Here is a 24,895-nt window from a genome sequence, read left to right on the forward strand (position 1 = left end):
GCGCGAATTAGGGTAATCGGATCTTGAGAATTTTCCGTAAAAATATTTTTCAAAATCCCTTGCGAAACCGCTTACTGTTCCCATTTGCAAAAGACAGTGAAGTCAAGATCCAAATCACCTCGAAATTCTAGAGTGCAATAGTTCACCATTCTGAGCCATGACCGTCAAGAAGAACATCGAAAATAAACTGAACAATCAACTTCATCCAACCATGCTGGAGGTCATTGACGAATCCGATCTTCATCGTGGTCACCTTCACGCCCGTCCTGAAGGGGAAACACATTTCCACATCAGGCTAAGCAGCCCTGCCTTTGACGGTCTGTCTCGCGTTGAAGCGCACCGACTGGTCCATGACAGCCTCAAGGAAGAGCTCAAGGAGCAGATCCATGCACTCAGGCTGGAAATCATTGCCCCCTGAAGACGAGTCTGTCTCGTGCGTTATTTGACCGGCGTGATGCGCAAGGATGTAATCCTGTTTCGCTCTTTCTTCAACACCCGAAACCGGAAGTTATAGAAAGTGAACCCCTGACCCGGCAAGGGAATCTGCCGCGCCTCATGAATGACAAGCCCGGCAATGGTCGTAGCTTCATCATCCGGCAGCTCCCAGTCCAGGGCACGATTAAGGTCGCGAATGGGCACGGAGCCATCCACAAGCACCGATCCGTCCGGCTGCTTTTTCACGCCCTTGACGTCGACATCATGCTCATCGGCAATGTCTCCGACGATCTCCTCGATGATGTCCTCAAGGGTAACAATCCCCATCACCTCGCCATATTCATCGACAACCATCGCGAAATGGCTCTTGCGTTTCAAGAAGGCATTGAGCTGCGCCTTGAGGCTCGTCGTATCAGGCACGAACCATGTCTCTGAAGCAACAGCCAGGATATCGAGGTCGCCGGCTTCGCCCTTCACGTCTGCCAGCGCGCGCAAGAGATCCTTGGCATGCAGAACACCAATGAAATTGTCCTGCTCTCCCTGCCAGAGCGGAATACGGGTATAGGGGCTTTTCAACACCTGATCGACGATTGACTGGGCCCCATCATCAAGATTGATCGACATGACATTGGTCCGGTGAACCATGACATCGGAAACGTCCAGCTCTCCCAGATCAAGCAAGCCGCCAAACCGGTCCCTGTCAGCCTTGACGACACTCCCTTCCTTGTGCAGAAGATCAACCGCGCCACGCAATTCATCCTGCCCAGACTGCGCCAGATTGTCCTTGGCGCTGATGCCCAGAAGCGAGATCAACCGGTTGACCAGCCATTCCACAGCCGCCATCGGCGGCCCGAACACCTTGGTCAGGACATGAACATACGGCCCCACGCGCAAGGCGAAATTGTCAGGATCGGAGATAGCCCAGGTTTTGGGAAACACTTCGGCAAAGACAAGCACGATCACGGTCATCACCAGCGTTGCATAAACAACACCGGTTTGCCCGAACAGGTGGATGAACAGACTGGTGGCAAGAGCCGAAGCCAGAATATTGACCAGATTGTTGCCCAGCAACAGCGACCCGATCATCCGTTCCTTGATCTGTAGAAGCTGGTTGACTGCATGCGCTCCCTGCTCACCATTCTTTTCCTTCTGGTGCATGCGCGCTCTTGAGGCCGCGGTCAACGCAGTCTCTGAGCCGGAAAAGAAGCCGGAAAGCAAAATCAGAACCAGAATAGCCAGCGTGATCAACCAAAGACCGGTTACCATCAGACCAATTTCTCCTCAAGAAACGCGCGTATCAAATCTGGCTCAACATCTTTCTTGACGAAAGACTGCCCCAGACCACGCGTCAGAATGAATGTGAGACTGCCGCGCGAAACTTTCTTGTCCTGCGCGATATAGTCCATCAACAGCTCAACCTTGGGCAACTGCCCCGGAATGTCCCTAATGTGGGTAGGCAACCCCACCTGTTGCAAGTGTGCGACCACACGGTCTGTTACTGCCAGATCGCAAAGCCCCAGACGGGCCGAAAACTCATGCGCCAGCACCATGCCGATCGCGACGCCCTCACCATGCACGATCCGCTCGGCGTCATATTCCGCCATCCCTTCAAGAGCGTGCCCGAATGTGTGACCAAGATTGAGCAAGGCCCGTTGATTGGCTTCATGCTCGTCCGCCGCCACGACATCGGCCTTTGCCTGACACGAGCGGGCAATTGCCTCTTCCCGTTCCGGGCCACCTTCGAAAATGCCCTGCCAATTATTCTCAAGCCATTCAAAGAAATCGGGCTGATTGATAAGGCCATATTTGGCGACTTCGCCATATCCGGCCTTGAAGTCGCGCGGTTTCAAGGTATCAAGGACAGCAGTATCGGCCAGCACCAGATGGGGTTGATTGAAAAGGCCAACCAGATTTTTACCATGCCCGGTATTGATCCCGGTCTTGCCACCCACCGACGAATCCACCTGAGACAACAGGGTGGTCGGCACCTGAATGAAACGCATCCCGCGCCGGATCACGCCAGCAACAAAACCCGCCAGATCACCAATAACCCCACCACCGAGCGCGATGACGATATCGCCACGTTCCATCTTGCTGTCGAGCACCGCATCACAAGCCTTGATCAGACCCTGATAGCTTTTGCTTTTCTCACCGGGTGCCATGATAACCACGGAATAGTCGACACCCGCTTCATGAAGGGAGCTTTCCGCGGTGTCCAGATGCAGACCGGCAACCGTCTGATCGGTAATGATCACGGCTCTTGAGTGAGGAAACAGATCTTTGAAATAGCGCCCGAGGTCGCTCAGAATGGATCGTCCGATAAGAATGTCATAGCTGCGTGTACCAAGTTCCACGCGAACGGTATTGCTAACATTATCCATTTACTTTGCTTCCCAGCCACAAATGCGAGCACGCATGGCCCGCTTCATTGGTTTGCCCTAAGGCAAGAGAGTTGAAATCAGTCTTTGTCCGCCTGTGCCAGATGGTGCTCTATCGCATCAATCACGGATGTAACGATCTGCTCGTGCGGAGCATCCAGAGACATCACAGTCACATCTGCTTCCGCATAGACAGGATAGCGTTGATCGATCAGCCTCCGCATCACACCTTCCGGATCCGGGTCTTTAAGCAAGGGCCGATGGGATCTGCGTCGAACACGCGCCATCAGGACATTGAATTCGGCCTTTAACCAGATCGATATCCCAGATCTTGCAACAAGGTCTCTGGTTTCCGCATTCATCCACGCCCCGCCACCAGTCGCGATTACCTGATCACCCTCATCAATCAGGCGTGCGATGACCCTCTTCTCGCCATCTCTGAAATGCGCTTCCCCATGCTGGGCGAAAATCTCGGCAACGGTCATATTGGCAGCGGCTTCAATTTCATGATCGGCATCGCGAAAGGGGATCGCCAGCCTTTTGGCCAGCCGACGACCGATTGTCGTCTTGCCGGCCCCCATCAAGCCAACCAGAACGATCGGACGTCCATCGAGCGCTGCGACGAGACGGCTCTCCCGAGCGTTGCTGACACCTTTCTTTGAATCCGCCATTTGCGTCCTTGCCATTTGCGCCTTTATGCACATCCCGTCTGTTGTTTCCAATCGCGGTCAGGTTTGCGCCGGAATGGTTCGAACTGTCAAGCGAGCATTTGAATTTCAATCGCTTCAAAAGGAACCCGTCCCCAAGTGAACACGGAGACCTTGGAAAAGATCTGCCCCAAAAAAGACAATGACTTCCCTTAAGCGCTAAGATATCACACAATAATGTCCTGACATCAAACCAAGGATATTTTCATGTCTAGTCTTTTTAAAGCGCTTATATTTCTGCTCATCCTGGGTGGCATCGTGGCAGGCGGCATTTTCTCGCTCGCAACCTTTGTAGAGCCTGGCTCGCGCGAAATGGTTGTGCGCATTCCGGCAAAAGACCTGCAATAGCATCAGCACCTGAAATCAACCACCATATAAGAGAGCAAAGCGTGCCCCTTAACAACCGTCAGGCAATCAATCTCTTTCTTGACTCCTTGAGCGCAGAGAAAGGCGCCTCAAACAACACGCTTGACGCCTATCGCAGAGACCTGGACGATCTGGACGAGTACCTGACGGGGCAAGACCTTGACCTTGAGAGCTGCAACACCAACATCCTGCGCGGCTATATTTCAGAGCTTGCAGAACGAAATCTCGCCTCCTCCTCGGTCGCCCGAAAGATTTCCTCCATAAGGCAACTCTTCCGCTTCCTTTATCGCGACGGATATCGTGCCGATGATCCGTCAACCATGCTCAAGGCACCCAAGCGCCAACGACCACTGCCCAAAATCCTGAGTGTTGCAGAAGTGGACAGGCTGATCGAGGCGGCGCGCTTCAATGCCTCTCTTGCAGGCCCTACTCCCAAAAGGCAGGTTCGGGCAATGCGGCTCTATGTTTTGCTGGAGCTGCTCTATGCCACAGGTTTGCGTGTTTCAGAGCTTGTTACCTTGCCAGCTGCCGCCGCCCATTTGGACCGCCAGTTTCTCAATGTGCGCGGCAAAGGCGACAAGGAACGTCTGGTTCCGCTGTCAGAGCGTGCCAAAACCGCCATGAAAGACTATCGCGCCATGCTCGAGGCAACAGGAACACCGCAAAATGCGGACCCGGATCACTGGCTCTTCCCCTCCTTTGGAGAAGCGGGTCATTATTCCCGTCAAGCCTTTGCCCGCGAATTGAAATCTCTCGCCCATGACGTCGGACTGGACGCGGCATCGGTTTCTCCCCATGTGCTTCGCCACGCCTTTGCCAGCCATCTGCTGCAAAATGGAGCCAACTTGCGCGCCGTCCAGAAACTGCTCGGTCATAGCGACATTTCCACCACACAGATCTATACTCACATTCTGGATGAGCGTCTGATTGAACTGGTCAATCAGAATCACCCATTGTCCGAACAATTCAAGCCCGGTCACGAATGAACTGACGGCGTCAACTGACGGTGCCCCTCTTAAGCATAGTTGTTGTTATTGTCTCAAAGCACAAAGCTAGCCGGAGCGATTGCTTGACAGCGACACACAAAAAAGGCCAACGTGGCCGCAAATCTGGTACCTGTGGTCAAGGCTTGAGAGCCGGACACATAGATATGACGGCCAAGCCTGACTTTGAGACAGCATAACGGGCGTCAGACATCGTCGAGGATACCAACAGGAAAGAAATTGGATCGAACCTGATATGCATAGTTATCTGGAATTTGAAAAACCCGTAGCAGACCTTGAAGGCAAAGTTCAGGAACTGCTTGTCTTGCAGGATGCTGGCGAAGCCGTTGATGTCGCCGATGAAATCAAGCGCCTGCAAACCAAGGCGGATACTGCGCTCAAGGATCTCTATGCCAATTTGACCCCCTGGCACAAAACGCAAGTGGCACGACACCCCGATCGGCCCCACTTCGTCGACTATATCAAGGGCCTCGTAGACGAATGGACACCGCTGGCCGGAGACCGGAAATTCTCCGATGACGAAGCCATTGAAGCAGGCTTTGGCCGCTTCCGAGGACGCCCTGTGGCCATTCTCGGCCAGGAAAAGGGGAGCGACACAGAAAGCCGTATCCGTCACAATTTCGGCATGGCCAGACCGGAAGGGTATCGCAAGGCGGTGCGCATCATGGAACTGGCCGACCGCTTTGACCTGCCGATGATCACCTTTGTCGACACGGCAGGTGCCTATCCGGGAATCGGGGCCGAGGAGCGAGGCCAGTCAGAGGCAATTGCCCGCTCGACAGATGCCTGCCTTGCCATGGGAACCCCCAATGTCGCCACCATCATAGGAGAAGGAGGGTCCGGCGGTGCCATTGCCATTGCAACGGCCAACCGGGTCTTGATGCTTGAACACTCGATCTACAGCGTCATTTCTCCCGAAGGAGCTGCATCCATTCTCTGGCGCGATTCAACCCGCGCAGAAGATGCGGCAACCAGCATGAAAATCACCGCTCAGGACCTGATGGAATTCGAGATCATCGATCGAATCGTATCCGAACCCATGGGTGGCGCACATCGCAATCCTGCCAGCGTGATCGAGCGCGCAGGCAACATGATCGAAGACTGCCTGAAGGAATTCGACGGCATGAGCAGGGATGCCATTCGCAAACAACGGCGAGCAAAATTCCTTGCCATTGGATCAAAGCTCTAACCTGACCAGTCCTGCGAATAGAAAAGGGTGGCCAATTTGGACTGCCCTTTTTTGCGCGGCCACGACTGTTCACTTGAGCCCAAAGCGCTTATGACCGGACCCTTCTGCCAAACAACGAGGTCAACACCCATGGAGCGTTGATCAAGACAGCCCTGCACATCATTTATTTACGGTTTGAATCTATTGATCTTTGACAAAGAAGTCCCATTTTAGCCTAGTCAGACCGCCGCACAAAAAGCTGTCCGCAGACACGTTCTGGCCAACCTTTTTTGCGAAATCAACCCTTGGCCATAAAATGACTATTTGAATCCTCTTTACTTGATGGCTCCTTCTTGCACCGCTCAGAGGAACATGGCAAAAGGTATGTAATGAAATTATCTAGAATGAGTCAGGGTTTTTTCGTGCGCTTCATATCCGATAAAAAAACGAACCGGCGCGCTGCCTTGCTGGCAGCTTTGGTAGGCTGCTCCCTGTTAAGTGCCTGCAATCCTGAACTTATGGAAGACGGCAAAGCGACCCAGCCGATCCCGCACAAACTCAAGGACGCAATTCACAAGATTGGCTCCAGTGAAAGTGCCCCTCTCTATATCCGGATATTCAAAAAGGAAGCAGTTCTCGAAGCCTGGAAACAGCGCAAGGACGGAACCTATGCGCTGCTGAAGACCTATCCTATCTGCGCTTACTCGGGCACCTATGGCCCGAAAAAGAAAGAGGGCGACCGCCAGGCACCAGAGGGATTTTACTCCATTACGCCGGGGCAAATGAACCCCAACTCCAACTATTACCTGTCCTTCAATATCGGCTACCCCAACAAGTTTGATCGCGCCTATGGCCGCACCGGTGCGCACCTGATGGTGCATGGCTCTTGCTCCTCTCGTGGATGCTACGCCATGGATGATGCGCAAATTGCCGAAATCTACGCGCTTGGCAGAGAAGCCTTTGCCGGTGGCCAACGGTCCTTCTCCGTGCATGCCTTCCCGTTTCGCATGACCCCGGAGAACATGGCCGAGGTTCGAAACAACGAGCATTTCCCTTTCTGGCAGAATCTCAAGAATGGGTATGATCATTTCCAGATCACTCATGTACCGCCGCAAGTGGAAGTCTGTGATCGAACCTACGTTTTTGATCCACAAGGTAACGGCCGGTTCAATGCGACGTCCCCCTGCCCTGACTATACGATTGATCCGTCTCTTCTATCGGCTCTCCAGAAATTGAGAACAAAGGAAAATGTCCAGTTCCAGCAAGCGGTTGAAAAACTCCAGGCAAAGCAGCAGGAACAGGAACTGAAAACCAACAACAAGATGATAGAAGCGCAGCTTGACCTGCTCAAGCGCAAGGAACGCGTGGCAGAAGGAAAGGACCCTGACGGGTTCCTCGCCGGATTGATCAAGAGCAACAAGCCAACAGAAACTGTGACCTCTTCCGTTCAGACAGAGCCTTCGGAAAGCACCCCTGAGGCATCGCAACCAACTGAGAAGGCAGGGTTTTTCTCAAGGTTGACGTCCAGCTTTTCGAAGAAAAAGATCCTTTTGCCGCAATCGGCAAGCAATGAGTCAGCCTCAGCCTCGACGCTCACCACACTTCCCAAACCGCGACAGTGAAACGGACCTTGCGTCGCTTTGCATAAGATATAAAATATCTCCGGGAAGAGCTTGACGACACTTGCGTCAGGCGATAAATGTAATGTTATAACGTTACTGAAAATGGATTGCACTTTTCAGAACCGATCAACAATTCACGCAAATATGAGGTCATACAGAGAGATCATGACAAACCCCGCTCATCTGAAATCCCTTTTTGCTGCCTCTGTCGCCCTGATAGCACTTGGAGCAACTCATCCCGCCAATGCCGCCCCCAAGGTTGCAGCGTCGATAGCGCCGGTCTATTCCATCACGGCAGCCATTATGAAAGGCGTCGCCGAACCTCATCTTCTGGTCGAGCAGGCAACCTCCCCTCATACCGCAAAATTGCGCCCGTCGCAGGCAAGAATTCTGCAAGAAGCAGACCTTGTTTTCTGGATTGGTCCCTTTTTGACACCCGGATTGAGCAAACCGCTAGACTCTCTTTCAGACCCTGAAAAGATTGTCACCTTGGGAGACATCAAGGGGCTGACCAAACTGCCGGTGCGTATTGGTGGCAATTTCGAAAGGCATGTTCATGGCGATGATGAAGGTCATGATCACGAAGAAGGCCACGATCATGAGGCCGAACATGATTACAATCACGAAGAAGACCATGGTCATGAACATGAACATGATCACGCAGCCGACACTGAACACGATCATGGGCCAAGCGATCCGCATCTCTGGCTTGATCCGCACAACGGCATCCAGATGGCCAAAGCCATTACCAATAGACTGAGCGCGATTGACAAGGAAAACACTTCGACATATCAGGCCAACGAAAAAGCATTCGAAGAGGCAATGAACAAGGCAGAAGCCGAAGCCAAAAAGCTTCTGGAACCGGTCAAGGACAAACCGTTTCTCGTCTTTCACGATGCCTTTCAATATTATGAAAAGCATTTCGGCATTTCAGCAGCCGGGTCCGTCATGCTTCAGCCTGGCGTCGCGCCGGGCGTTGCCCGCGTCAAGGAAATCCGGGCGAAACTCATGGATCTGAAGGTGGCCTGCCTCATGTCCGAACCTCAATTTTCAGACAAGATCCTGACAACCCTGATTGAGGGAACCGGCACGAAACTGGGCCAGCTGGATCCTCTGGGCACCAATCTGACCCTGGGCCCGGATCTCTATCCCGAGCTCATAAAATATGAAGCCGTCAAGCTCAACGAGTGCCTGCAATAGTCAAGAAAGCAACCGCCCTCCGGCATTGTTTTTCGATCTTGCTTTGTCCCGTAAGCCAGACACAATATTGCAGTATATCTCAAAGAGGAAAAGCGGGCCCGACGGGCCCGCTTTTTTGATAACCACTTGCGATCAATGCAAAGGCCCCTACTCGCCCTTTTTGAGGAACGGGAAGCCATATCCCAGAATTTCAGGATCAATCGAGCCAATGACCGCAAGATCCTTGTCTGGATAAGGCAGATGGGACAACACATGGCGCAGCAGATTGAGCCGGGCCCGGCGTTTATCATTTGAGCGAACAACAACCCAAGGCGAATAGTCCTTGTGTGTTTCCTGAAGCATGCGATCACGCGCGGCGGTATAGGCGTCCCATTTATCCAGAGCCTTGAGATCAATCGGCGACAGCTTCCAGTGTTTGAGGCGGCTATGCCTGCGATCATGAAAGCGCATGAGCTGCATCTCCTGCCCGACATTAAGCCAGAATTTAAACAGCCGCGTGCCACTGTCACACATCATCTGCTCGAACCTTGGCGCATCCAGAAGGAATTTCTCGGTCTGCTCGGGTGTACAGAACCCCATCACCGGCTCCACGACGGCACGGTTATACCAAGAGCGATCGAAAAGCACGATTTCGCCTTTGGTGGGAAAATGCTCCACGTAACGCTGGAAATACCATTGACCTTGCTCGACATCGCTTGGTTTTGGCAGGGCCACAGCCCTCACATTGCGCGGATTGGTATATTGGGTGATAACCTTGATGCATCCGCCCTTGCCCGCAGCATCCCGCCCTTCGAAGACGCAGACTATCCGCTCGCCATTGGCCTTGACCCATTCCTGAGCCTTGACCAGTTCGATCTGGAGGAGTTCAAGCTCTTCCTCATACTGCTCCCGATCCAGCTTTTTCTTGTAGGGATAGCCACCGCTTTCCATCGCTTCTTTCTCAAAGCCTTTTGGTAATTTGGGATCGTCCAGATCAAACGACATCGTCAGCTTTCCTTCTTTCCAATCGGGATCCAGTCACACATGGGAGCAAGCCTAGCTCCAAAAAAATCAACATGCCAGCCTCACAAGGAAGGATTGTCAAATTTCCTTCACAATTCAGGAGTCATTTGCGCGACCGAGATGCGATATCTAGGTTCAAAAACACGTCATCAAAAGCTTTCCGCATTCATTTGTCTGAACAAAATGCTATGATCGAATCTCGCGATCACGTCTGATGAGATGGCCCAAAGCTTACGGAAATCGCAAGACGCTGCGGCTCGGCGATCCGGAATGAATGGCCCTCGTATCAATTCTGGTTACAGAAAAGGAAAATCCGTGCTCTGTATCAATACCATGCACCGCATGATGATCATCATCCACCTGGCACTCGCTCTTTTGTTGGGAAGCTTGAGTCTTGGCTGGGCACAGCAGGATACGACAAATCTGGCTGATTCCCTGATTGCCAGGCTTGACCAGATTGAGGCAACCCTGAGCCGGGACAGTCTGTCCGATCAGACTTACACGGACTTGCGCACCGAACTGACCCAAATCACGAAAGAGGCAACGGATCAGAAGCAGATCCTGCAACCTCAATTGCAGGACGCTCAGGCCAGACTGAACGCTCTGAAACCTGCCGAAAGCACGGAAACCACCGACAAGAGCAATGAAACCGAAGAATTGACAACGCGGCGGCAGGAAATCGAAACCAAGCTGACTGAAATCGACGGAAAGCTCAAACTGGTCTCTTCAACTCTTGTCCGCATCGAACAGCTAAACAATCGCATCACGCTTGCCCGGCAGGAACGCTTCACCAACCGCCTGATGGAACGCAGCAACACCATTCTTGACCCCACTCTCTGGGTCAAGGGGCTTACCGGTCTCGCAACGACATGGCATGTGAGCGCAACGCTCTTTTCCGATTGGGGTTCCTTTCTTGCGACCAAGGTTGCCGATCAGGCCTGGCAACTGGTCACGATGCTGGTTTTCGTTATCCTTCTGATTTTCGGACCTCTGAGATATCTTCTCTTTTCCGGGCTCTCGAAACTGGCGAGCCTGGAAGCGCCGACACCCCTTCAGCGAAGCTTTTTTGCCGCATGGGCCGTCATGGTCTACACGCTGTTCCCCGTTGCCATTTTCTGGACGGTGATTCTGATCCTGAGCAATGCTGGTCTGCTACCCACTCGCATAGAAACGCTCTTCTCCAGACTTCTGTTCGTGCTCTTCTGTGCATCAATTTCCTATGGACTGACGCGCGTCCTGCTTGCGCCCAACAGACCGAATTACAGATTGTTGAGGATCGAAACCGGCGACGCGCAGAAGCTCTTCAGCCTTGCCATGGCCCTGCTTGCCACTTTCATGATTCAGATGCTGTTTGATGAAGTGGACGAGATCCTGTTCGCACCGCTGGAAACAACGATCTTCATCAATGGTGCCGCCTCCGTGCTGATCGCCATTTTGGTATCGCTTGGCTTGCGCCTGATCATCAGAACCCAAACTGATCAGGAGCCCTCGCCTCACCCCCTGACCGAGATTTCCCAGCATGGCTTTACGCTACCGCGCTTCATTCATTTTCTTCAGCCGCTGATCTGGCTGATCTGTATTGTCATTTCGGCAGCTCCAATCCTTGGCTATGTCTCCCTGGGTTCCTTCGTTGCCGAGCAATTGGGGCGCCTATTCGTCATTCTTGCTTTGCTTGGCATTCTGTCAGCTCTCATTGACAATTTCCTCATGGAATATCTTGATCGGGCGGATACAAGAAAAGTGGGCCTTTCCAAAACGATCGGCATAGCCCCCTCGGCGATCGATCAGCTCAGCGTCCTTCTGAACGGTGTGCTGAGAGTTTTGCTTTACGTTGGTGCCGCCCTGATGGTCTTCACCCCTTGGGGGGTTGAGTCGGACGACTTCCTGACAGCTCTCAAAAACGCTGTCTTCAGCATCAAGCTCGGCGACCTGACCATTTCTCCGATCAATATTCTTGGAGCACTTGTCGTCTTCATCATCGCCATTGCACTTCTCAAAAGCGTTGAAAGATGGATCGAACAAAGATGGCTGCCTGCCACCAATCTGGATACCGGCCTCAAAAGCTCGATTGAGACCAGCCTCGGTTATCTGGGCTTTATCATCGCAGCCATGCTGGCCTTCTCTTACATGGGCATAGACCTCTCAAACATTGCTCTGGTCGCCGGGGCTTTGTCGGTTGGTATCGGCTTTGGTCTGCAAAGCATCGTCAACAATTTCGTCTCCGGCCTGATCCTGCTAGTCGAACGCCCCATCAAAACCGGTGACTGGGTCGTGGTCGGATCGGATCAGGGTTACGTCAAGAAAATTTCCGTAAGGGCGACCAAGATCGAAACCTTTGATCGGGCCACGGTTGTCGTTCCCAACTCCGAATTGATTTCGAACCGGATGATGAACTGGATGCATAATGGCTCGATTGGCCGCATCATCATTCCGGTTGGGGTGTCCTATGACGCCAACCCCGAACAGATCCGCGAAATCTTGATGAAGGCGGCGGAAGAGTCCGAATTCGTCACCAGCTATCCCGCCCCGATTGTCTATTTCATGGATTTCGGAGCCTCGTCTCTGGACTTCGAGCTGCGCTGCTACATACATGACATCAACAGCTCGCTGGCCGCGAAAAGCGCATTGCGTTTCGAGATTTTCAGAACCCTGAAAGAAGCCAATATTGAAATTCCATTCCCGCAGCGCGATGTTCATGTGCGTTCGATCTCCTTGCCTGAAGGCAAGCAGGCGAGTGACATCCTGCCCCAACAAAAAAAGCCCAAAGCAGCAACCAAGCAGAAAAAGAACGTGAAGAATGATGAGGTCGATATCGAAGACATGCCTTCAGCCGAGCAAGACAATGCGGGAACCGAAGGGGCGGCAAACAGTGCGGAAAGCTAACAGGAAAGCAATTCTGGCCCCGATGCTATTGGCCTTCCTTCTAAGCGGCTGTTTGGGATCATCAATGGAGCAATCCCCGGCCCTTTATACCAATCTGGGACAGGGCGGGGTGAGCGTTGACCCCAACGAAGCGCTTGCCATGCTCAATGCTTACCGCAACCGCCATGGCCTCAACAGTCTCAGCCTTGATGAGAAGCTGAACAAGGCGGCTCAGGAAGAGGCCGACGCAATGGCGGGCGCAGTGAAGGTCAGCCACGCACTCACACCGGATCTCACTCTGGTCAAGCGCCTCAGACGCGCCGGGTACGAACCTGCCATTGCCACGGAAAATATCGGTGCAGGCTATTGGACCCTGGCAGAGGCCTTTTCCGGCTGGCGCGACTCCCACCGCCACAATGCCAATATGCTGCGCGAAGGCGTGACGCAAATGGGGATCGCCACCCAATATCGGGAGAATGTGAAATACAAGGTATTCTGGTCGTTGATTTTGGCCAAGCCTGACGAGGGACGAGGCGCTCAGCCGCTTTCTCAAACGCGTCCGAGCAATCTCTTTGCCCATTGACGAGCCGTGTCGTTGACCTGATAACCCAGCTTCATGCCACGGCACGCAACCCGCCCCTTTTCGGTAAGGGGAACGAACAGAACGGCAAGCCTGCGGCGGCCTGACCAGATATGCTCTGCCACCGGATGGCCAGAGTCGGCCAGGCTGTCGATATAGTCGACATCCGGGTTCGCCATCACCTGCCGACTGACCTCCAGCAGGATCTGAACACCGGGCGAATATCGCTTATAGACTTCGTCCATACCGGTTTTCCAGGTAAAGAGTCCATTGCCAGCCCTGAAAGAGGCAAGGGCCGATATGCATCGATCCTCCAGCATCAGCATGTCGATCTGCAATCGCCCCGCAGCGAGCAAGTCCGGCATGAAATCCCTGGCAAAGGCCAACATGTCCGGATTGGCAGCCAATGCTGTTCCGCTCAGCCCCTTCCAACCCGATGCTTCCACTTTGAAAAACTGTTCAAGGGCATCGCCGTGCCCAAGCCCCTTGGCGGTTGACTCGAACCGCAAGGACCCAAGTTCCTTCAAGCGCCGTTCCTGACGCCCTGTGGTTCTTCGCTTGTTTCGGCTCAAGGACAGCCCACAACATCGCGCTTCCATGGCTGAAGGATCGCTTTGCATGAATGCGCGCTCATGAAGTCGCGACATCACGATCCGGGACATGTCTCCTTCTCCCAGCCTGTTTTTCACCCAGCCGCTCAACCATCGATATTCAGAAGTGTCGATTGGGAAATAGGGCCAGAGCAACACATCGACACCGGATGTCTGAGCGAGATGATCGAGGCCGTTGCAAAAATCTTTCTCATTGCGAACGAACAGATTGTCCGGATCCCAGAAGGCACCACCGACAGGCCCATATCCATGCGCCCAAAATCGGGCTACCCGAGCCCCCAGAGAGGCTGCATTGCTAAAAATTTCAAAGGGAAAGCGATATCCGCCAGCTTGTGCGATATGAATTTTTCCAGCCGTGACGCGCCCCTCACCGGCGCGCACAAACACTTCCTGAACAAAAGGATTGTCAAAATGGTCGACCTGACAGCAACATGACTGTTTCGGCTTGACTTCAAGAAGCATTAATAAAGTCCTATTGGTTCACTCAAAATGCCTTGACTTTCACAGGCCGGAACTTTGGCTTGATATCTACCAGAAACCTCTTTCGCAAAAGAAAACACCAGCCTGCCAGCACCTGCACTTGTCCAGAAACAGCGAATTATGCTGAACAAAATCTTTACATTACAAAACTACAGTAAAATCCGTGAATTCGGAATCCAAAAGCGCCAGCATGGTTAACTTCGCTCGCCGTTTGCCATGCCGGTTTCGGCAGAATTCAGAGCCGAAATCCATCCTGTTATCAACCGAAGTCCCACGCCCCAACCCCGCCCCCATATGCTAGACTGGGATGACGATCAAATAGCGGCAAAGACAAACAGAAGACGATATTGTGACAGAGCTTGACCTTTCAGACCTCAAATGCCCGATGCCAACCCTATTGACACAAAAAGCGCTTGAAAGGCTCATGCCAGGTGATCGTCTGCACGTTACGACCACCGACCCGATGGCCCGGATCGACCTGCCCCATTTCTGTTCCCAGAAGCAGCATACTCTTGTTGAAATGCATCAACTGGACGACACCAGAATGATCTTCATCATTCAAAAAGGTGAAGCGGATCCCTCGCGAGAAGCCTGAGTTCAGAAATCACTCAAGGCTTCGGCTTGGGCAATTGTGCCAGATGAATGAGCGTACCCTTTTGAGCCTTGAGAGGCAGAACGGACTTCGCTTTGGGACCCAACTGCGGCAACTGCGCCAAGGTATCAGGCAACAAGACCGGCTTGAGAGTCTTTTGCACGCCGACATAGACACGAACCGGATCCATCAACTTGAAGCGGGGCGAGAGATAACTGTTCTTGAATGTCACCGTCGGCGTCCATTTGACCTGACCATTTGGACAGATGTCGGACCGCAAATCTTTCGCCGAGCGCACTGGCCCAAAGGCTGCTCCATTGGCGACAGACACCCCGGTGCCCCGCGCCATATCCTTGCGAGAGAAACCTTGCGTCAACAGAAAGGCAGCCGTTTCAGCTCGTATCTGAGAGTTCGGAGCGCCCAGCACAACCGCAATCAACTGGCGACCACCCCGCTTGGCAGACGCAACGATATTATACCCTGACGCACAGACAAAACCGGTCTTCATGCCATTGGAACCGCGAAACTGCTCAAGCAAAGTATTGTAAGATCGCAAGACCCGTTTGCCATGCCGGATCGCCGGGATCTGAAAGAGAAAGCGATATTGCGGGAATTCAAGCAAAATGTGACGCGCCAACAGAGCCAGATCACGCGCTGAAGAAGTCTGCCTGCGATCATAAAGGCCATTGGCATTGACAAAATGTGTCGCACTCATCCCAAGTCGCGCAGCCTCTGCATTCATCCGATTGGCGAAGGCAGCCTCCGAGCCGGAGATGCGTTCACCGAGCGCGGCTGCAATGTCATTGGCGGATTTGACCAGCACCATGCGCAACGCGTTGGCCACAGTCAATTGCGTGCCGACGGGAAACCCCATCTTGGCAGGAGGATAGGCAAGCGCATGTTCCGATACTGTCAGAACCGAATCCTCGGACAACTCCCCGCTCTCCAGTGCCCTGAAGGCAATATAGGCCGTCATGAGTTTGGTCAGCGAAGCCGGATACCACTTTCTGTTGGCCTCCTGCTGATAAAGCACATTGCCAGTATCCACATCAAGCAACAGCATTGGATTGGGCGAAAGCGTCAAGTCCGGCAAGGGCTCTGCCTTCGTTTCCTTGGCAGCGGCCAGCGCCAGGTCCGCACCCTGCCCGACAACAAGAAGACCACCGAGCAGCAGGACAAGCACAGCCCACTTTCCCGCGCGCGCCAGACAGACAAGACAGGCATTGAAATATGCGAACATAAGAGAACAACTCCCAGCCGAAACCGGCCAACATCTTAACAAATCAATAACGCCCATTCTCTAGCGCAAGCGGACAATCCAAACAAGTTTGAACATCAATTTCAGATTTCAATCTTTTCGTAGATATTACCCAAATGGGTTTCGCTTCTCTGCAAAATCGCTTGCCCATCCCTAGTCGTAAGGCTAGTCTCTAGCCGATCTCGAAGCATCTGGAGAAAGCAACCGAGAACAAAAGATGCTATGAAGACAACACAGAGCCCTCCATATCCCATTTACGAGCCCGGATAAAGAAACAGGTTTGAAAAATGCCAATCATCAACCGCATTGCTGAATTCCAGAACCAGATCAAGAAGCTGCGCCAGGATCTCCATGAATATCCGGAATTGCAATATGATGTGCAGAAAACAACAACACGGATCATCTCCGAGCTGAAATCCTATGGCATCTCCAACATCACATCTGGCGTTGGCCGCTCCGGTGTGGTTGCAGTGATTCAGGGCAAGAGCAACAAGACAGGGCGCACCATTGGCCTGCGCGCCGACATGGATGCCCTTCCCCTGCACGAGACGACCGGCAAGCCCTATGCCTCCAAGGTTGAGGGCAAAATGCACGCCTGTGGCCATGATGGCCATACAGCGATGCTGCTCGCAGCGGCAAAATATCTTCAGGAAACCCGCAACTTTGACGGCGAAGTGGTGCTGATTTTCCAACCCGCTGAAGAAGGCGGTGGCGGTGCCCGCGCGATGGTGGAAGACGGGCTCATGGATCGCTGGAATATCGAGCAGGTTTACGGTATGCACAACTGGCCGAATGTCCCGGTTGGAGCCTTTCATATGTGTTCCGGCCCGATCATGGCGTCTGCTGACCGCTTAAAAATCGAAGTCGAAGGCAAGGGTGGTCACGCGGCAAAGCCGCATGAATGTGTCGACACGATTGTCGTGATGGCGGCCATCATCCAGGCGGTGCAGACCATTGCCAGCCGCAACACCGACCCGCAAAAATCGATTGTCGTATCACTCTGCCACGTCAACGCTGGCTTCACTGACAATGTCATTCCGCAAACCGGCCTGATCGAAGGCACCGTTAGGACGCTGGATCCGGCGGTTCGCAACATGGCAGAGACACGCCTCAAACAGATTGTTGAAGGGACGGCAGCCATTTATGGTGCCAAGGCAAGCCTGAGCTATATTCGCGACTACCCGGTCACGGTCAATCATGATGATCAGACGAAAATAGCGGCAAAGGTCGCCAAATCCATTTCCGGTGCGGACAAGGTCGAAACCGACATTGTAGCCTCGATGGGATCGGAAGACTTTTCTTTCATGCTCCAGGAAAGACCCGGTGCCTTCGTCTTTGTCGGCAATGGCAATTCGGCAGCCCTTCACCACCCGGACTATGACTTCAATGACGAACTCATTCCGATCGGAGCCTCTTACTGGGCAAAACTGGTTGAAGAAATCCTGCCAGCATAAGTGCCTTTGAAAGACCAAAGACAAACAGGATCAGCAGCGCCGCGCGTCTACCCAATTCGCGGCCCTGCCTGTCGGGTCTGCGTCATGAGACCTACAGACCTACAGAGCAGCGAAGCCGGCTCAACCGGCCAGCACCACGAAAAACAGGACAGCTCAAACCTCCAGCGCCATCAGATGGGCCTCGATTTCTTCGATCAACGCCATCTCGTCTGAACGGCGACCCTTCTTTGAGCAATCAAGACAGACATCTATTCTCGCCGGCTTTGCACTCAAGAGAACAACCTTGTCTGCCATTCTCGCCGCATCGCTCGCGTCATGAGTTACCATCAGGATACTCATGCCTGTTTTCTCGACCAAATCGAGCAGCAGGCCCTGCATCGAGCGCACAAGCCCGATATCCAGCGCCCGAAATGGCTCATCCAGCAACAGAAGATCGGGGTCTATCACCAACGCCCTTGCAAGGGACACCCTTTGCCGCAAGCCTCCCGACAACTGGCCGGGATAGGCATGTTGCTGGTCGCAGGGAAAACCCACGGCATCAAGAATTGCCCGCGCCCGCTCATCTCTTTCCTTGCGTGACACAGCCAGAGCCTTGAGGGCAAAAGCAACATTCTCCAGCGCGGAACGCCAGGGAAGCAACAGCGGATCCTGAAACATCATCCCGACCCGTTTGGCCGTTCTCGCCACCCGTCCCGATAAAGGATCGCCAAGACCTGCGGCAAGGGACAGCATTGTTGTTTTGCCACAGCCGGACAGCCCCATCAAAACACTCACGCTCTGCCTCTGGCAATCGAGATCGATCCCGTCCAGAATGAGCCTCTGACCATAGGAAAAGCGGACATTGTCAAACTGAAGACAAGGATCATGCCTGTTCATTGTCTGCCCCCTTCGCTCCCGGAACAATGAGCCATTGACGCACCAAGCGCAGCAAAACCTGATCAAGCAGCAACAGAATGAAAATGACGACAAGAATCCAGGCAATCATCTGGGCAGTGTCAACCCGCGCACGTGCCGCCGCAATGCCGTCCCCGATCCCGCCCGAGCCGGACAGCAACTCAGCCATGATCGACACTTTCCAGGACATTGCCAGGGTTGTCGCGAGAGCGGGATAAATATGGTGAAGCATATGCGGACCATAAATATCGACGATCATGGACCCGGTCGGGGCCCTGAACAGACGCGCCATGTGGGCAAGATCATTGTCAAGACTGCGCACCCCTTGCGCAGCTGACGCAAAAATGATCGGAGCCGTGGCAACCACCACCGTGAAAACAACGGCCCAACGGCCACCAAACCACAATAGCGCCAGCACCACCCAGGCAATCGCAGGCACCCCCAGAAGCATCACGCTGACCGGACGAACCATGAAGCGGAAATCATCCCAAAGACCAGCGATCCCGCCGAGCACAACACCCAGCCCGACACTGAAGAACCAGCCGGTGATCGCATTAAAAGCGGTCTGGACCAAAGCCTCGCCGACCTCTCCACTTTTGATCATCTGGCCAAGAGTCGCAAATGTCTCCGCAACACCGGGCAGAACCAGATCACCGTAACGCCTGTGACCAAGCTCCCAAAGAAGAATGATCAGTGCCACCCCGGCGACAAAAAACAACGAGCGTTTCAGAAAAGGCCCTGAAATCCTGCCAGATGCCGACACGCCTACCCCCAATAGAAGCCTTCATCTGGCTTCCTGCCTCCTACGATGCCCGGATCAAGGCTCATGATATGCTCGAAATACAACTCGATATCTTCGCGTGATTCCTTGGCCGACTTGACATCAAGATGAATGAAAGGCAACGACTTTTCAATGATCGGAGCAGGTAAGGGCAGTGTTTGAGCGGCCAGCTTGCCTGCCTCGGCCCAGTTCTGCTTGATCCATTGGCCGGCATCGACGCAAGCCTCATGGACAGCACGAACGACGTCGGGATTGGCGTCAAGAAATTCGGGATTGACCGCAAGACCAACCTGCGGAATCTTCGCTCCTCGCCCGGTATGCCGACCATACACTTCAGTGATATCGATCGCACGATAGAGCGGCAATTTTGCCTTGGCGGCCCTGATCAGAGCCGCCGTGGAAGCAGGCTCATGCAACAACGCAACGTCCCCGCGACCGGAGAGATAAAGCGGCACCGCTTCACCGGGCGTGCCGACATAGTCAAGCTTGACATCCTTGTCAGGATCAAGCCCCGACCATTTCAAGACAAGGCGGAACAGCAGATCCGGCGCTTCATTCTTGTTGGACAGCAGCACCGTTTTGCCCGCCAGATCTTCAATTCTGTGCAATCCCTCTTCCCGTGACATGAGGTAGAGCACGCCCCAGGTGACCACATTGACCATGACGGTTCCCGCCCCGCGATTGAAGAAATTGGCTGCCGCATAGGTTGAGGTTGCAAACAGCTTGAAATCTCCCGATGCAATCCCGGCCCGCATCTGGTCGGTGCTTTTCCAGACATCGAATTTCAGGTCTGGAACCTTCGAGGCAAGCTGACCCGACGCGACGGCCCTTGCGAACACCGCCGATGGAGAGGCAGGAATGCCCCAAACGGTCAGCGGATCACCAGCCGCCAACGCTCTCATCGCCGCGCCGGGAAACAGACCCAACCCACACAGGGCGCAACCGAATTGCAACATGGAACGACGATCAATCAAGTGACGTGAAGATATTGACACTGCCTCATTCTCCCCCAATTGCTGCACTGCAATATCTTACAAGAATTACAGTCAGGCATTTGTTTGCTTCAATCTGCATTTTACTATGGTTTGACGAGTCGAAATCTTTATAATCGTTCAAAGTTTGCCAGCAATGATGATTTATACATTCGTATGCGTCATTCTGTCGCTTCCGAAACAAAAATGAACAAACAATCCGCTTCGGTTATCATTCATAGATCTGGAAACATTTCGACTCGGTACGCCAACCTCAAGTAAAATATACACATTACGATTTTTCGATATAATTATACAAAAAAAATACAGCTATGGCAAAATTCTTGACAAATAAATTCATAAATTTGTCAAGCCCACCGGAAATAATACTTTTGATTTAGCGCAAAGTAATTAGCCCCCTCAGGTAGATCATGCCCCTCGAGGAAGTCTGAGTGTACCGGGGGGAAATCTTTTTCTAGCAAAATGTCCATCAGAAAACTGCGGATATTTGCATTACGGGAAAATTGCGCGTCGAAAAAAGAAGCCCTTGGGTCACGGGAACCGATTAACACGAAATGGGGGTCACTGTGGCTAAAGTCGTGTATGGTGTATGGGATGGAGTGGTTCATGATTCAAGACAGCCGATATCATCGACCAATACTCCAATCAAAACACTGAAAAACTTTGAAGAATTTGATGATGGAAACCCGATAAGAGCCTTTTTTGCCGATCGCGGGTTTCTCGTTTTTGACGAAACAGTCAGTCTTGTCGACGCTCTGTTCCATTACATGAACAAGGCGGCCGAGCAGTCATGTGGCGCCTGCACACCGTGCAGAATGGGAACCGTGCTTGTTCGGGATGCTCTGGACAAAATGAGACGAGGACTGGATTCGCCGCTCGACTTCGACGAGATCGCAATGCTCGGCGAGCAGATGCAAGCCACCTCACTATGCGGTCTGGGCCAGACCTGCGCGACGGCACTCGTGGATGTCATCAAGCATTTCCGCGATCAAATCGAAAGTGAAACCGCCAACCACATGCCAATCCGGGGCCAACATGGCATGGTCTACATGACTGCCCCATGCATCGAGGCCTGCCCTTCCAAAGTCAACGTTCCGCGCTATATCGACTATATTCGCGACGGCAAACCGGAAAACTCACTCGGCGTGCTGTTGCAGAAATATCCGATGGCCGCGACTTGCGGTCGTGTCTGCGTACGCTATTGCGAAGAAGCCTGCCGCCGCCAGTTTGTCGACGAAGCCGTCGGCATCAAGACACTCAAGCGCTTCGTTGCCGATCAGCAAAAAGGGCCAAATGCTCTCAAATTCACCAGAGACATGATTGCAAAACCGCTGGCCGAAGGCATGCGCGTTGCAGTCATCGGCGCGGGACCGGCTGGCATTTCCTGTGCCTACCATCTGCTGCTGCACGGCTATCACGTCGATATCTTTGAAAAACTTGATCAGGCCGGAGGCATGGCCCAGATCGGCATCCCGAACTATCGCCTGCCCAAAGACACGTTGGCCATGGAAACCGACATCATCGTCGATCTTGGCGGTCGTTTCATGTTTGGCCAACAGCTGGGCACCGACTTCACCATCGATGATCTTTTCGCCCGTGGCTACAAGGCGGTCTTCCTTGGCCTTGGCTGCCAGGAAGGCACGATGCTCGGTCTGGAAGGCGAGGACAAATCCCGCCAGGGTTACTATACCGGCATCGACTTCCTGCTGAAGGTCCATGACCATGTTGACGGCATCGAGAAACTCAATCTCGAAGGCGATGTCGTTGTTGTTGGCGGCGGCAACGTTGCGATGGATTGCGTCCGTTCTGCGGTTCGTCTCGGCGCACAAAAAACCCATCTGATCTATCGCCGCACACGCGACGCCATGCCCGCCGACCGCGAGGAAATCGAAGCGGCGGATCACGAAGACATCGAATTCCACACGCTGTGCAATCCAACCAAGATCATCATGGAAAACGGCAAGATCACGGGAATCGAGCTTATCAGGATGGAAGAAACGGAACCTGACGAGTCAGGCAGACGCAACGTCAGGCCCATCCCGGGAACGGAATTCGTGATGCCCTGCACCACGGTTATCGCAGCGATTGGCCAACAGGTGGAAAATCAGGCCGAAATCTCCAATGAAGGCATCGACTTCAACAAATGGCGTTGTGTGGAAGCGGACAAGTCCCTGACCACTTCGCGACCCGGCGTCTTTGCCGGCGGCGACTGCGTGACGGGCCCTTCGACCCTGATTTACGCCATGTCGGCGGGCCTCAAGGCTGCCCGCAGTATTGACGACTGGATTCAGGTCGGAACGCCGCGCTTCTTCAAACGCTCTCGCATGAGAGAACTCATTAACGACAATGCATTCCTGGCAAATGATGTGGTCGAAGCTCCGGTTCGCAACGAATACCGCGTCCACAACCCGGAACTTGATCCGGAACTGCGCAAGAAAATGTTTGGAGAAGTCGAACAGACGATCAGCAAGGCGGAAGCTTACGCCGAAGCCCAGCGCTGCATGCGCTGCTATCGTCTTTATTCCGTCATTACCCAACACGCCATCCCGGAAGGAGCCGCCTGAGCCATGTGCACAAATGAGCCAATCAGCTATGCCGGACGCGATCCCGCCGAGGCTACCATCAACTTGACCATCAATGGCAAGAAATGTACCGCGTTTGACAATGAGACCATTCTGTCCTGCGCACGAAGGCACGACATCTATATCCCCACTCTTTGCGAGCTGGATGACATCGACCATATTCCCGGCACCTGTCGAGTCTGCGTCGTTGAAATTGCCCAGTCGGGACATGAGGAAACCCAGATTGTCACCTCCTGTAACACACCTGTCCTGGAAGGCATGAATGTTCAGACCCGCAGCCAGAAAGCACGTCAAATGCAACGGTTGCAGGTTGAACTTCTCATGGCCGACCATTTGCAGGATTGTGCAACCTGCATCCGCCATGGCGATTGCGAATTGCAGGACGTGGCCCAATATGTCGGGCTCAAGGAAAACCGCTTCTTTGATCGCGCCTTTGCCGAATCCCGCGTCGCCGAGGTTGCCACGACAGCCATGAGCCGCGACATGCGTCGCTGCATCCGCTGTCAGCGTTGCGTCGCCATCTGCCGCTATCATCAGGGCATCGATGCGCTGGTCATCGAGGGTACGGGCATCGACCGCGTTGTTGCCCTGCGCGATGGCCATGACCCATTGAGCAACATTTGCGTTTCTTGCGGCCAATGTGTTCTGGTCTGCCCGACCGGCGCGCTCGGCGAACGTGACGAAACCGACAAGGCCCTTGACTATATCTGCGATCCGGACATCACCACCGTTGTCCAGTTTGCCCCCGCTGTACGCGTCGCGTTCGGTGAGGAATTCGGTATGCCAGCCGGCACCAATGTGGAAGGCCACATCATCGCCGCCTGTCGCAAGATCGGCATCGACATCGTACTCGATACCAACTTCGCCGCCGATGTGGTGATCATGGAAGAAGGCACCGAATTGCTCGGCCGCCTGAAGGAAGGCAAGAAACCGACCTTCACGTCCTGTTGCCCGGCATGGATCAATCTGGCAGAAACGCACTATCCCGACATTCTGCCGATGCTTTCTTCCACCAAGTCCCCCCAGCAGGTTCTCTCGACCATAGCCAAGAGCTATCTGCCGGAAAAACACAATATTGATCCGGAAAAAATCCGTGTCATCTCCATCATGCCCTGCATCGCCAAAAAGGATGAAGCCGCCCGCCAGCAGCTTGGCCATTTTGGCAGACAGGACACGGACGTGGTTCTGACAACCCGTGAATTTGCCCGTCTCCTGCGTCGGGTAGGGATCGATCTCAAGGACATCAAGCCATCGACATTCGACGATCCATTCATGAGTGAATATTCCGGTGCTGGCGCCATTTTCGGCACCACAGGCGGCGTCATGGAAGCAGCGGTACGCACCATCTACGCCGTCGTCAACGGCAAGGAACTTGATGCAATCGAACTGACCCAGCTTCGCGGCTTTGAGGGTGTCCGATCCGCAACGGTCGATCTCGGCGGCCCGATCGGTGAAGTGAAGGTCGCCATGGTCCACGGACTTGGAGACACCCGCAAACTGGTAGAAGCTGTTCGCAACGGTGACGTGGATTTCGACTTCATCGAAGTCATGGCATGTCCTGGCGGCTGTGTAGATGGCGGCGGGTCCTTGCGGTCCAAAAAGGCCTACCTGCCGCTGGCGATGGCAAGACGCGAGACCATCTATAACGTTGACAGACAGAAAAATGTCCGCCAGTCGCACAAGAACGAACAGGTTCAGGCTCTCTATCGCGACTTCCTTGGCGAACCGAACTCGGACAAGGCCCATCACTTGCTTCACACCCATTATGAAGACCGCCGCCGCGAGCTTCAGCACACAGTGAGTGAAATCTGGGCAGATATCACAATGAGTACGATGCTCTACTAAGCCTCTCTCGACTTGCGACACTTGCTGCGGGGCATCCGCCCCGCGGCTCTCTTCCCGGGAAACGCCCCGTTACCCCTCTTCA

21 protein-coding genes are annotated in these 24,895 nt (G+C 53.6%); 12 read left to right on the forward strand and 9 right to left on the reverse strand.

The features are described from left to right. Positions 1-157: 157 nt before the first annotated feature. Complete coding sequence (locus tag ACHZB8_RS20190) at positions 158-418, forward strand: BolA family protein (protein ID WP_316862954.1); 261 nt, start codon at positions 158-160, stop codon at positions 416-418. A 20-nt stretch (positions 419-438) separates the two neighbouring features. Here the strand turns inward: ACHZB8_RS20190 and ACHZB8_RS20195 are convergent, their stop codons facing one another. The 3 genes from ACHZB8_RS20195 to ACHZB8_RS20205 form a co-directional block, all read right to left on the reverse strand. Then, positions 439-1,701: an HlyC/CorC family transporter gene (locus tag ACHZB8_RS20195; RefSeq protein WP_316862956.1), complete on the reverse strand. Its 1,263-nt coding sequence runs from the start codon at positions 1,699-1,701 to the stop codon at positions 439-441. After that, positions 1,701-2,816: a 3-dehydroquinate synthase gene (aroB, locus tag ACHZB8_RS20200; protein ID WP_316862958.1), complete on the reverse strand. Its 1,116-nt coding sequence runs from the start codon at positions 2,814-2,816 to the stop codon at positions 1,701-1,703. Before aroB ends, ACHZB8_RS20195 begins: the two co-directional genes overlap by 1 nt. Before the next feature lie 77 nt (positions 2,817-2,893). Next, a complete protein-coding gene (locus tag ACHZB8_RS20205) occupies positions 2,894-3,484 on the reverse strand; it encodes a shikimate kinase (RefSeq protein ID WP_316862960.1) in 591 nt (196 codons plus the stop codon). Between the two features lie 243 nt (positions 3,485-3,727). Here ACHZB8_RS20205 and ACHZB8_RS20210 point away from each other — a divergent pair, with 243 nt between their 5' ends. The 5 genes from ACHZB8_RS20210 (at position 3,728) to ACHZB8_RS20230 (ending at position 8,880) form a co-directional block, all read left to right on the forward strand. Further along, positions 3,728-3,868: a histidine kinase gene (locus tag ACHZB8_RS20210; RefSeq protein WP_316862962.1), complete on the forward strand. Its 141-nt coding sequence runs from the start codon at positions 3,728-3,730 to the stop codon at positions 3,866-3,868. 41 nt (positions 3,869-3,909) lie between these two features. Beyond that, positions 3,910-4,872: a site-specific tyrosine recombinase XerD gene (locus ACHZB8_RS20215; protein WP_316862964.1), complete on the forward strand. Its 963-nt coding sequence runs from the start codon at positions 3,910-3,912 to the stop codon at positions 4,870-4,872. A 253-nt stretch (positions 4,873-5,125) separates the two neighbouring features. Beyond that, a complete protein-coding gene (locus ACHZB8_RS20220; RefSeq protein ID WP_316862966.1) occupies positions 5,126-6,079 on the forward strand; it encodes an acetyl-CoA carboxylase carboxyltransferase subunit alpha in 954 nt (317 codons plus the stop codon). A 383-nt stretch (positions 6,080-6,462) separates the two neighbouring features. Further along, positions 6,463-7,680, forward strand: coding sequence for a murein L,D-transpeptidase family protein (locus tag ACHZB8_RS20225; protein WP_316862968.1), 1,218 nt, complete (start codon positions 6,463-6,465; stop codon positions 7,678-7,680). 165 nt (positions 7,681-7,845) lie between these two features. After that, positions 7,846-8,880, forward strand: coding sequence for a metal ABC transporter solute-binding protein, Zn/Mn family (locus ACHZB8_RS20230; RefSeq protein ID WP_316862970.1), 1,035 nt, complete (start codon positions 7,846-7,848; stop codon positions 8,878-8,880). A 147-nt stretch (positions 8,881-9,027) separates the two neighbouring features. Here the strand turns inward: ACHZB8_RS20230 and ppk2 are convergent, their stop codons facing one another. Continuing rightward, positions 9,028-9,864 (reverse strand): polyphosphate kinase 2, encoded by an 837-nt coding sequence (ppk2, locus tag ACHZB8_RS20235; RefSeq protein WP_316862972.1) that lies wholly within the window; start codon positions 9,862-9,864, stop codon positions 9,028-9,030. A 333-nt stretch (positions 9,865-10,197) separates the two neighbouring features. Between ppk2 and ACHZB8_RS20240 the strand changes: the two genes are divergently transcribed. Beyond that, positions 10,198-12,765, forward strand: a complete 2,568-nt coding sequence (locus ACHZB8_RS20240) for a DUF3772 domain-containing protein (protein WP_316862973.1) — start codon at positions 10,198-10,200, stop codon at positions 12,763-12,765. A 64-nt stretch (positions 12,766-12,829) separates the two neighbouring features. After that, positions 12,830-13,327 (forward strand): CAP domain-containing protein, encoded by a 498-nt coding sequence (locus ACHZB8_RS20245; protein WP_316862975.1) that lies wholly within the window; start codon positions 12,830-12,832, stop codon positions 13,325-13,327. Here the strand turns inward: ACHZB8_RS20245 and ACHZB8_RS20250 are convergent. Next, complete coding sequence (locus tag ACHZB8_RS20250) at positions 13,294-14,397, reverse strand: GNAT family N-acetyltransferase (protein ID WP_316862977.1); 1,104 nt, start codon at positions 14,395-14,397, stop codon at positions 13,294-13,296. The genes ACHZB8_RS20245 and ACHZB8_RS20250 overlap by 34 nt on opposite strands. Positions 14,398-14,764: 367 nt before the next feature. On the opposite strand from ACHZB8_RS20250, the gene ACHZB8_RS20255 reads away from it, so the two are divergent. Beyond that, positions 14,765-15,010: a sulfurtransferase TusA family protein gene (locus ACHZB8_RS20255; RefSeq protein ID WP_316862980.1), complete on the forward strand. Its 246-nt coding sequence runs from the start codon at positions 14,765-14,767 to the stop codon at positions 15,008-15,010. Between the two features lie 13 nt (positions 15,011-15,023). Here ACHZB8_RS20255 and ACHZB8_RS20260 read toward each other — a convergent pair whose 3' ends face one another. After that, on the reverse strand, positions 15,024-16,247 hold the full coding sequence (locus ACHZB8_RS20260; RefSeq protein ID WP_316862981.1) for a D-alanyl-D-alanine carboxypeptidase family protein: 1,224 nt from the start codon (positions 16,245-16,247) through the stop codon (positions 15,024-15,026). Between the two features lie 305 nt (positions 16,248-16,552). Between ACHZB8_RS20260 and ACHZB8_RS20265 the strand changes: the two genes are divergently transcribed. Next, entirely contained in the window at positions 16,553-17,719 is a 1,167-nt protein-coding gene (locus tag ACHZB8_RS20265) for a M20 aminoacylase family protein (RefSeq protein ID WP_316862982.1), read from the forward strand. A 153-nt stretch (positions 17,720-17,872) separates the two neighbouring features. Here ACHZB8_RS20265 and ACHZB8_RS20270 read toward each other — a convergent pair whose 3' ends face one another. Genes ACHZB8_RS20270 through ACHZB8_RS20280 form a run of 3 tightly spaced genes read right to left on the reverse strand, consistent with a single transcriptional unit; the run spans position 17,873 to position 20,389 of the window. Further along, positions 17,873-18,595, reverse strand: a complete 723-nt coding sequence (locus ACHZB8_RS20270; protein ID WP_316862983.1) for an ATP-binding cassette domain-containing protein — start codon at positions 18,593-18,595, stop codon at positions 17,873-17,875. Further along, positions 18,582-19,376, reverse strand: a complete 795-nt coding sequence (locus tag ACHZB8_RS20275) for an ABC transporter permease subunit (protein ID WP_316862985.1) — start codon at positions 19,374-19,376, stop codon at positions 18,582-18,584. The genes ACHZB8_RS20270 and ACHZB8_RS20275 overlap by 14 nt, the downstream gene beginning before the upstream one ends. A 2-nt stretch (positions 19,377-19,378) precedes the next feature. Then, positions 19,379-20,389, reverse strand: coding sequence for a PhnD/SsuA/transferrin family substrate-binding protein (locus tag ACHZB8_RS20280; RefSeq protein ID WP_316862986.1), 1,011 nt, complete (start codon positions 20,387-20,389; stop codon positions 19,379-19,381). Between the two features lie 563 nt (positions 20,390-20,952). Here ACHZB8_RS20280 and ACHZB8_RS20285 point away from each other — a divergent pair. Both ACHZB8_RS20285 and ACHZB8_RS20290 read left to right on the forward strand, forming a co-directional pair. After that, positions 20,953-22,950 carry an FAD-dependent oxidoreductase gene (locus ACHZB8_RS20285; RefSeq protein ID WP_316862987.1) on the forward strand — a complete coding sequence of 666 codons (1,998 nt, stop codon included), beginning with the start codon at positions 20,953-20,955 and terminating at the stop codon, positions 22,948-22,950. 3 nt (positions 22,951-22,953) lie between these two features. Next, the gene (locus ACHZB8_RS20290; RefSeq protein ID WP_316862988.1) at positions 22,954-24,813 is read left to right on the forward strand and encodes a [FeFe] hydrogenase, group A; all 1,860 of its coding nucleotides are present in this window, start codon (positions 22,954-22,956) and stop codon (positions 24,811-24,813) included. Positions 24,814-24,895 lie beyond the last annotated feature (82 nt).

It is taken from the genome of uncultured Cohaesibacter sp., from assembly GCF_963556055.3.
Taxonomy (GTDB): Bacteria; Pseudomonadota; Alphaproteobacteria; order Rhizobiales; family Cohaesibacteraceae; genus Cohaesibacter.

Excerpts from the sequence above, each read along its gene's own strand:
- ACHZB8_RS20190 (WP_316862954.1), top strand. The coding sequence starts at position 158 with ATGACCGTCAAGAAGAACATCGAAAATAAACTGAACAATCAACTTCAT.
- ACHZB8_RS20195 (WP_316862956.1), bottom strand. The coding sequence starts at position 1,701 with ATGGTAACCGGTCTTTGGTTGATCACGCTGGCTATTCTGGTTCTGATT.
- aroB (WP_316862958.1), bottom strand. The coding sequence starts at position 2,816 with ATGGATAATGTTAGCAATACCGTTCGCGTGGAACTTGGTACACGCAGC.
- ACHZB8_RS20205 (WP_316862960.1), bottom strand. The coding sequence starts at position 3,484 with ATGGCGGATTCAAAGAAAGGTGTCAGCAACGCTCGGGAGAGCCGTCTC.
- ACHZB8_RS20210 (WP_316862962.1), top strand. The coding sequence starts at position 3,728 with ATGTCTAGTCTTTTTAAAGCGCTTATATTTCTGCTCATCCTGGGTGGC.
- ACHZB8_RS20220 (WP_316862966.1), top strand. The coding sequence starts at position 5,126 with ATGCATAGTTATCTGGAATTTGAAAAACCCGTAGCAGACCTTGAAGGC.
- ACHZB8_RS20225 (WP_316862968.1), top strand. The coding sequence starts at position 6,463 with ATGAGTCAGGGTTTTTTCGTGCGCTTCATATCCGATAAAAAAACGAAC.
- ACHZB8_RS20230 (WP_316862970.1), top strand. The coding sequence starts at position 7,846 with ATGACAAACCCCGCTCATCTGAAATCCCTTTTTGCTGCCTCTGTCGCC.
- ppk2 (WP_316862972.1), bottom strand. The coding sequence starts at position 9,864 with ATGTCGTTTGATCTGGACGATCCCAAATTACCAAAAGGCTTTGAGAAA.
- ACHZB8_RS20245 (WP_316862975.1), top strand. The coding sequence starts at position 12,830 with ATGGAGCAATCCCCGGCCCTTTATACCAATCTGGGACAGGGCGGGGTG.
- ACHZB8_RS20250 (WP_316862977.1), bottom strand. The coding sequence starts at position 14,397 with ATGCTTCTTGAAGTCAAGCCGAAACAGTCATGTTGCTGTCAGGTCGAC.
- ACHZB8_RS20260 (WP_316862981.1), bottom strand. The coding sequence starts at position 16,247 with ATGTTCGCATATTTCAATGCCTGTCTTGTCTGTCTGGCGCGCGCGGGA.
- ACHZB8_RS20265 (WP_316862982.1), top strand. The coding sequence starts at position 16,553 with ATGCCAATCATCAACCGCATTGCTGAATTCCAGAACCAGATCAAGAAG.
- ACHZB8_RS20270 (WP_316862983.1), bottom strand. The coding sequence starts at position 18,595 with ATGAACAGGCATGATCCTTGTCTTCAGTTTGACAATGTCCGCTTTTCC.
- ACHZB8_RS20290 (WP_316862988.1), top strand. The coding sequence starts at position 22,954 with ATGTGCACAAATGAGCCAATCAGCTATGCCGGACGCGATCCCGCCGAG.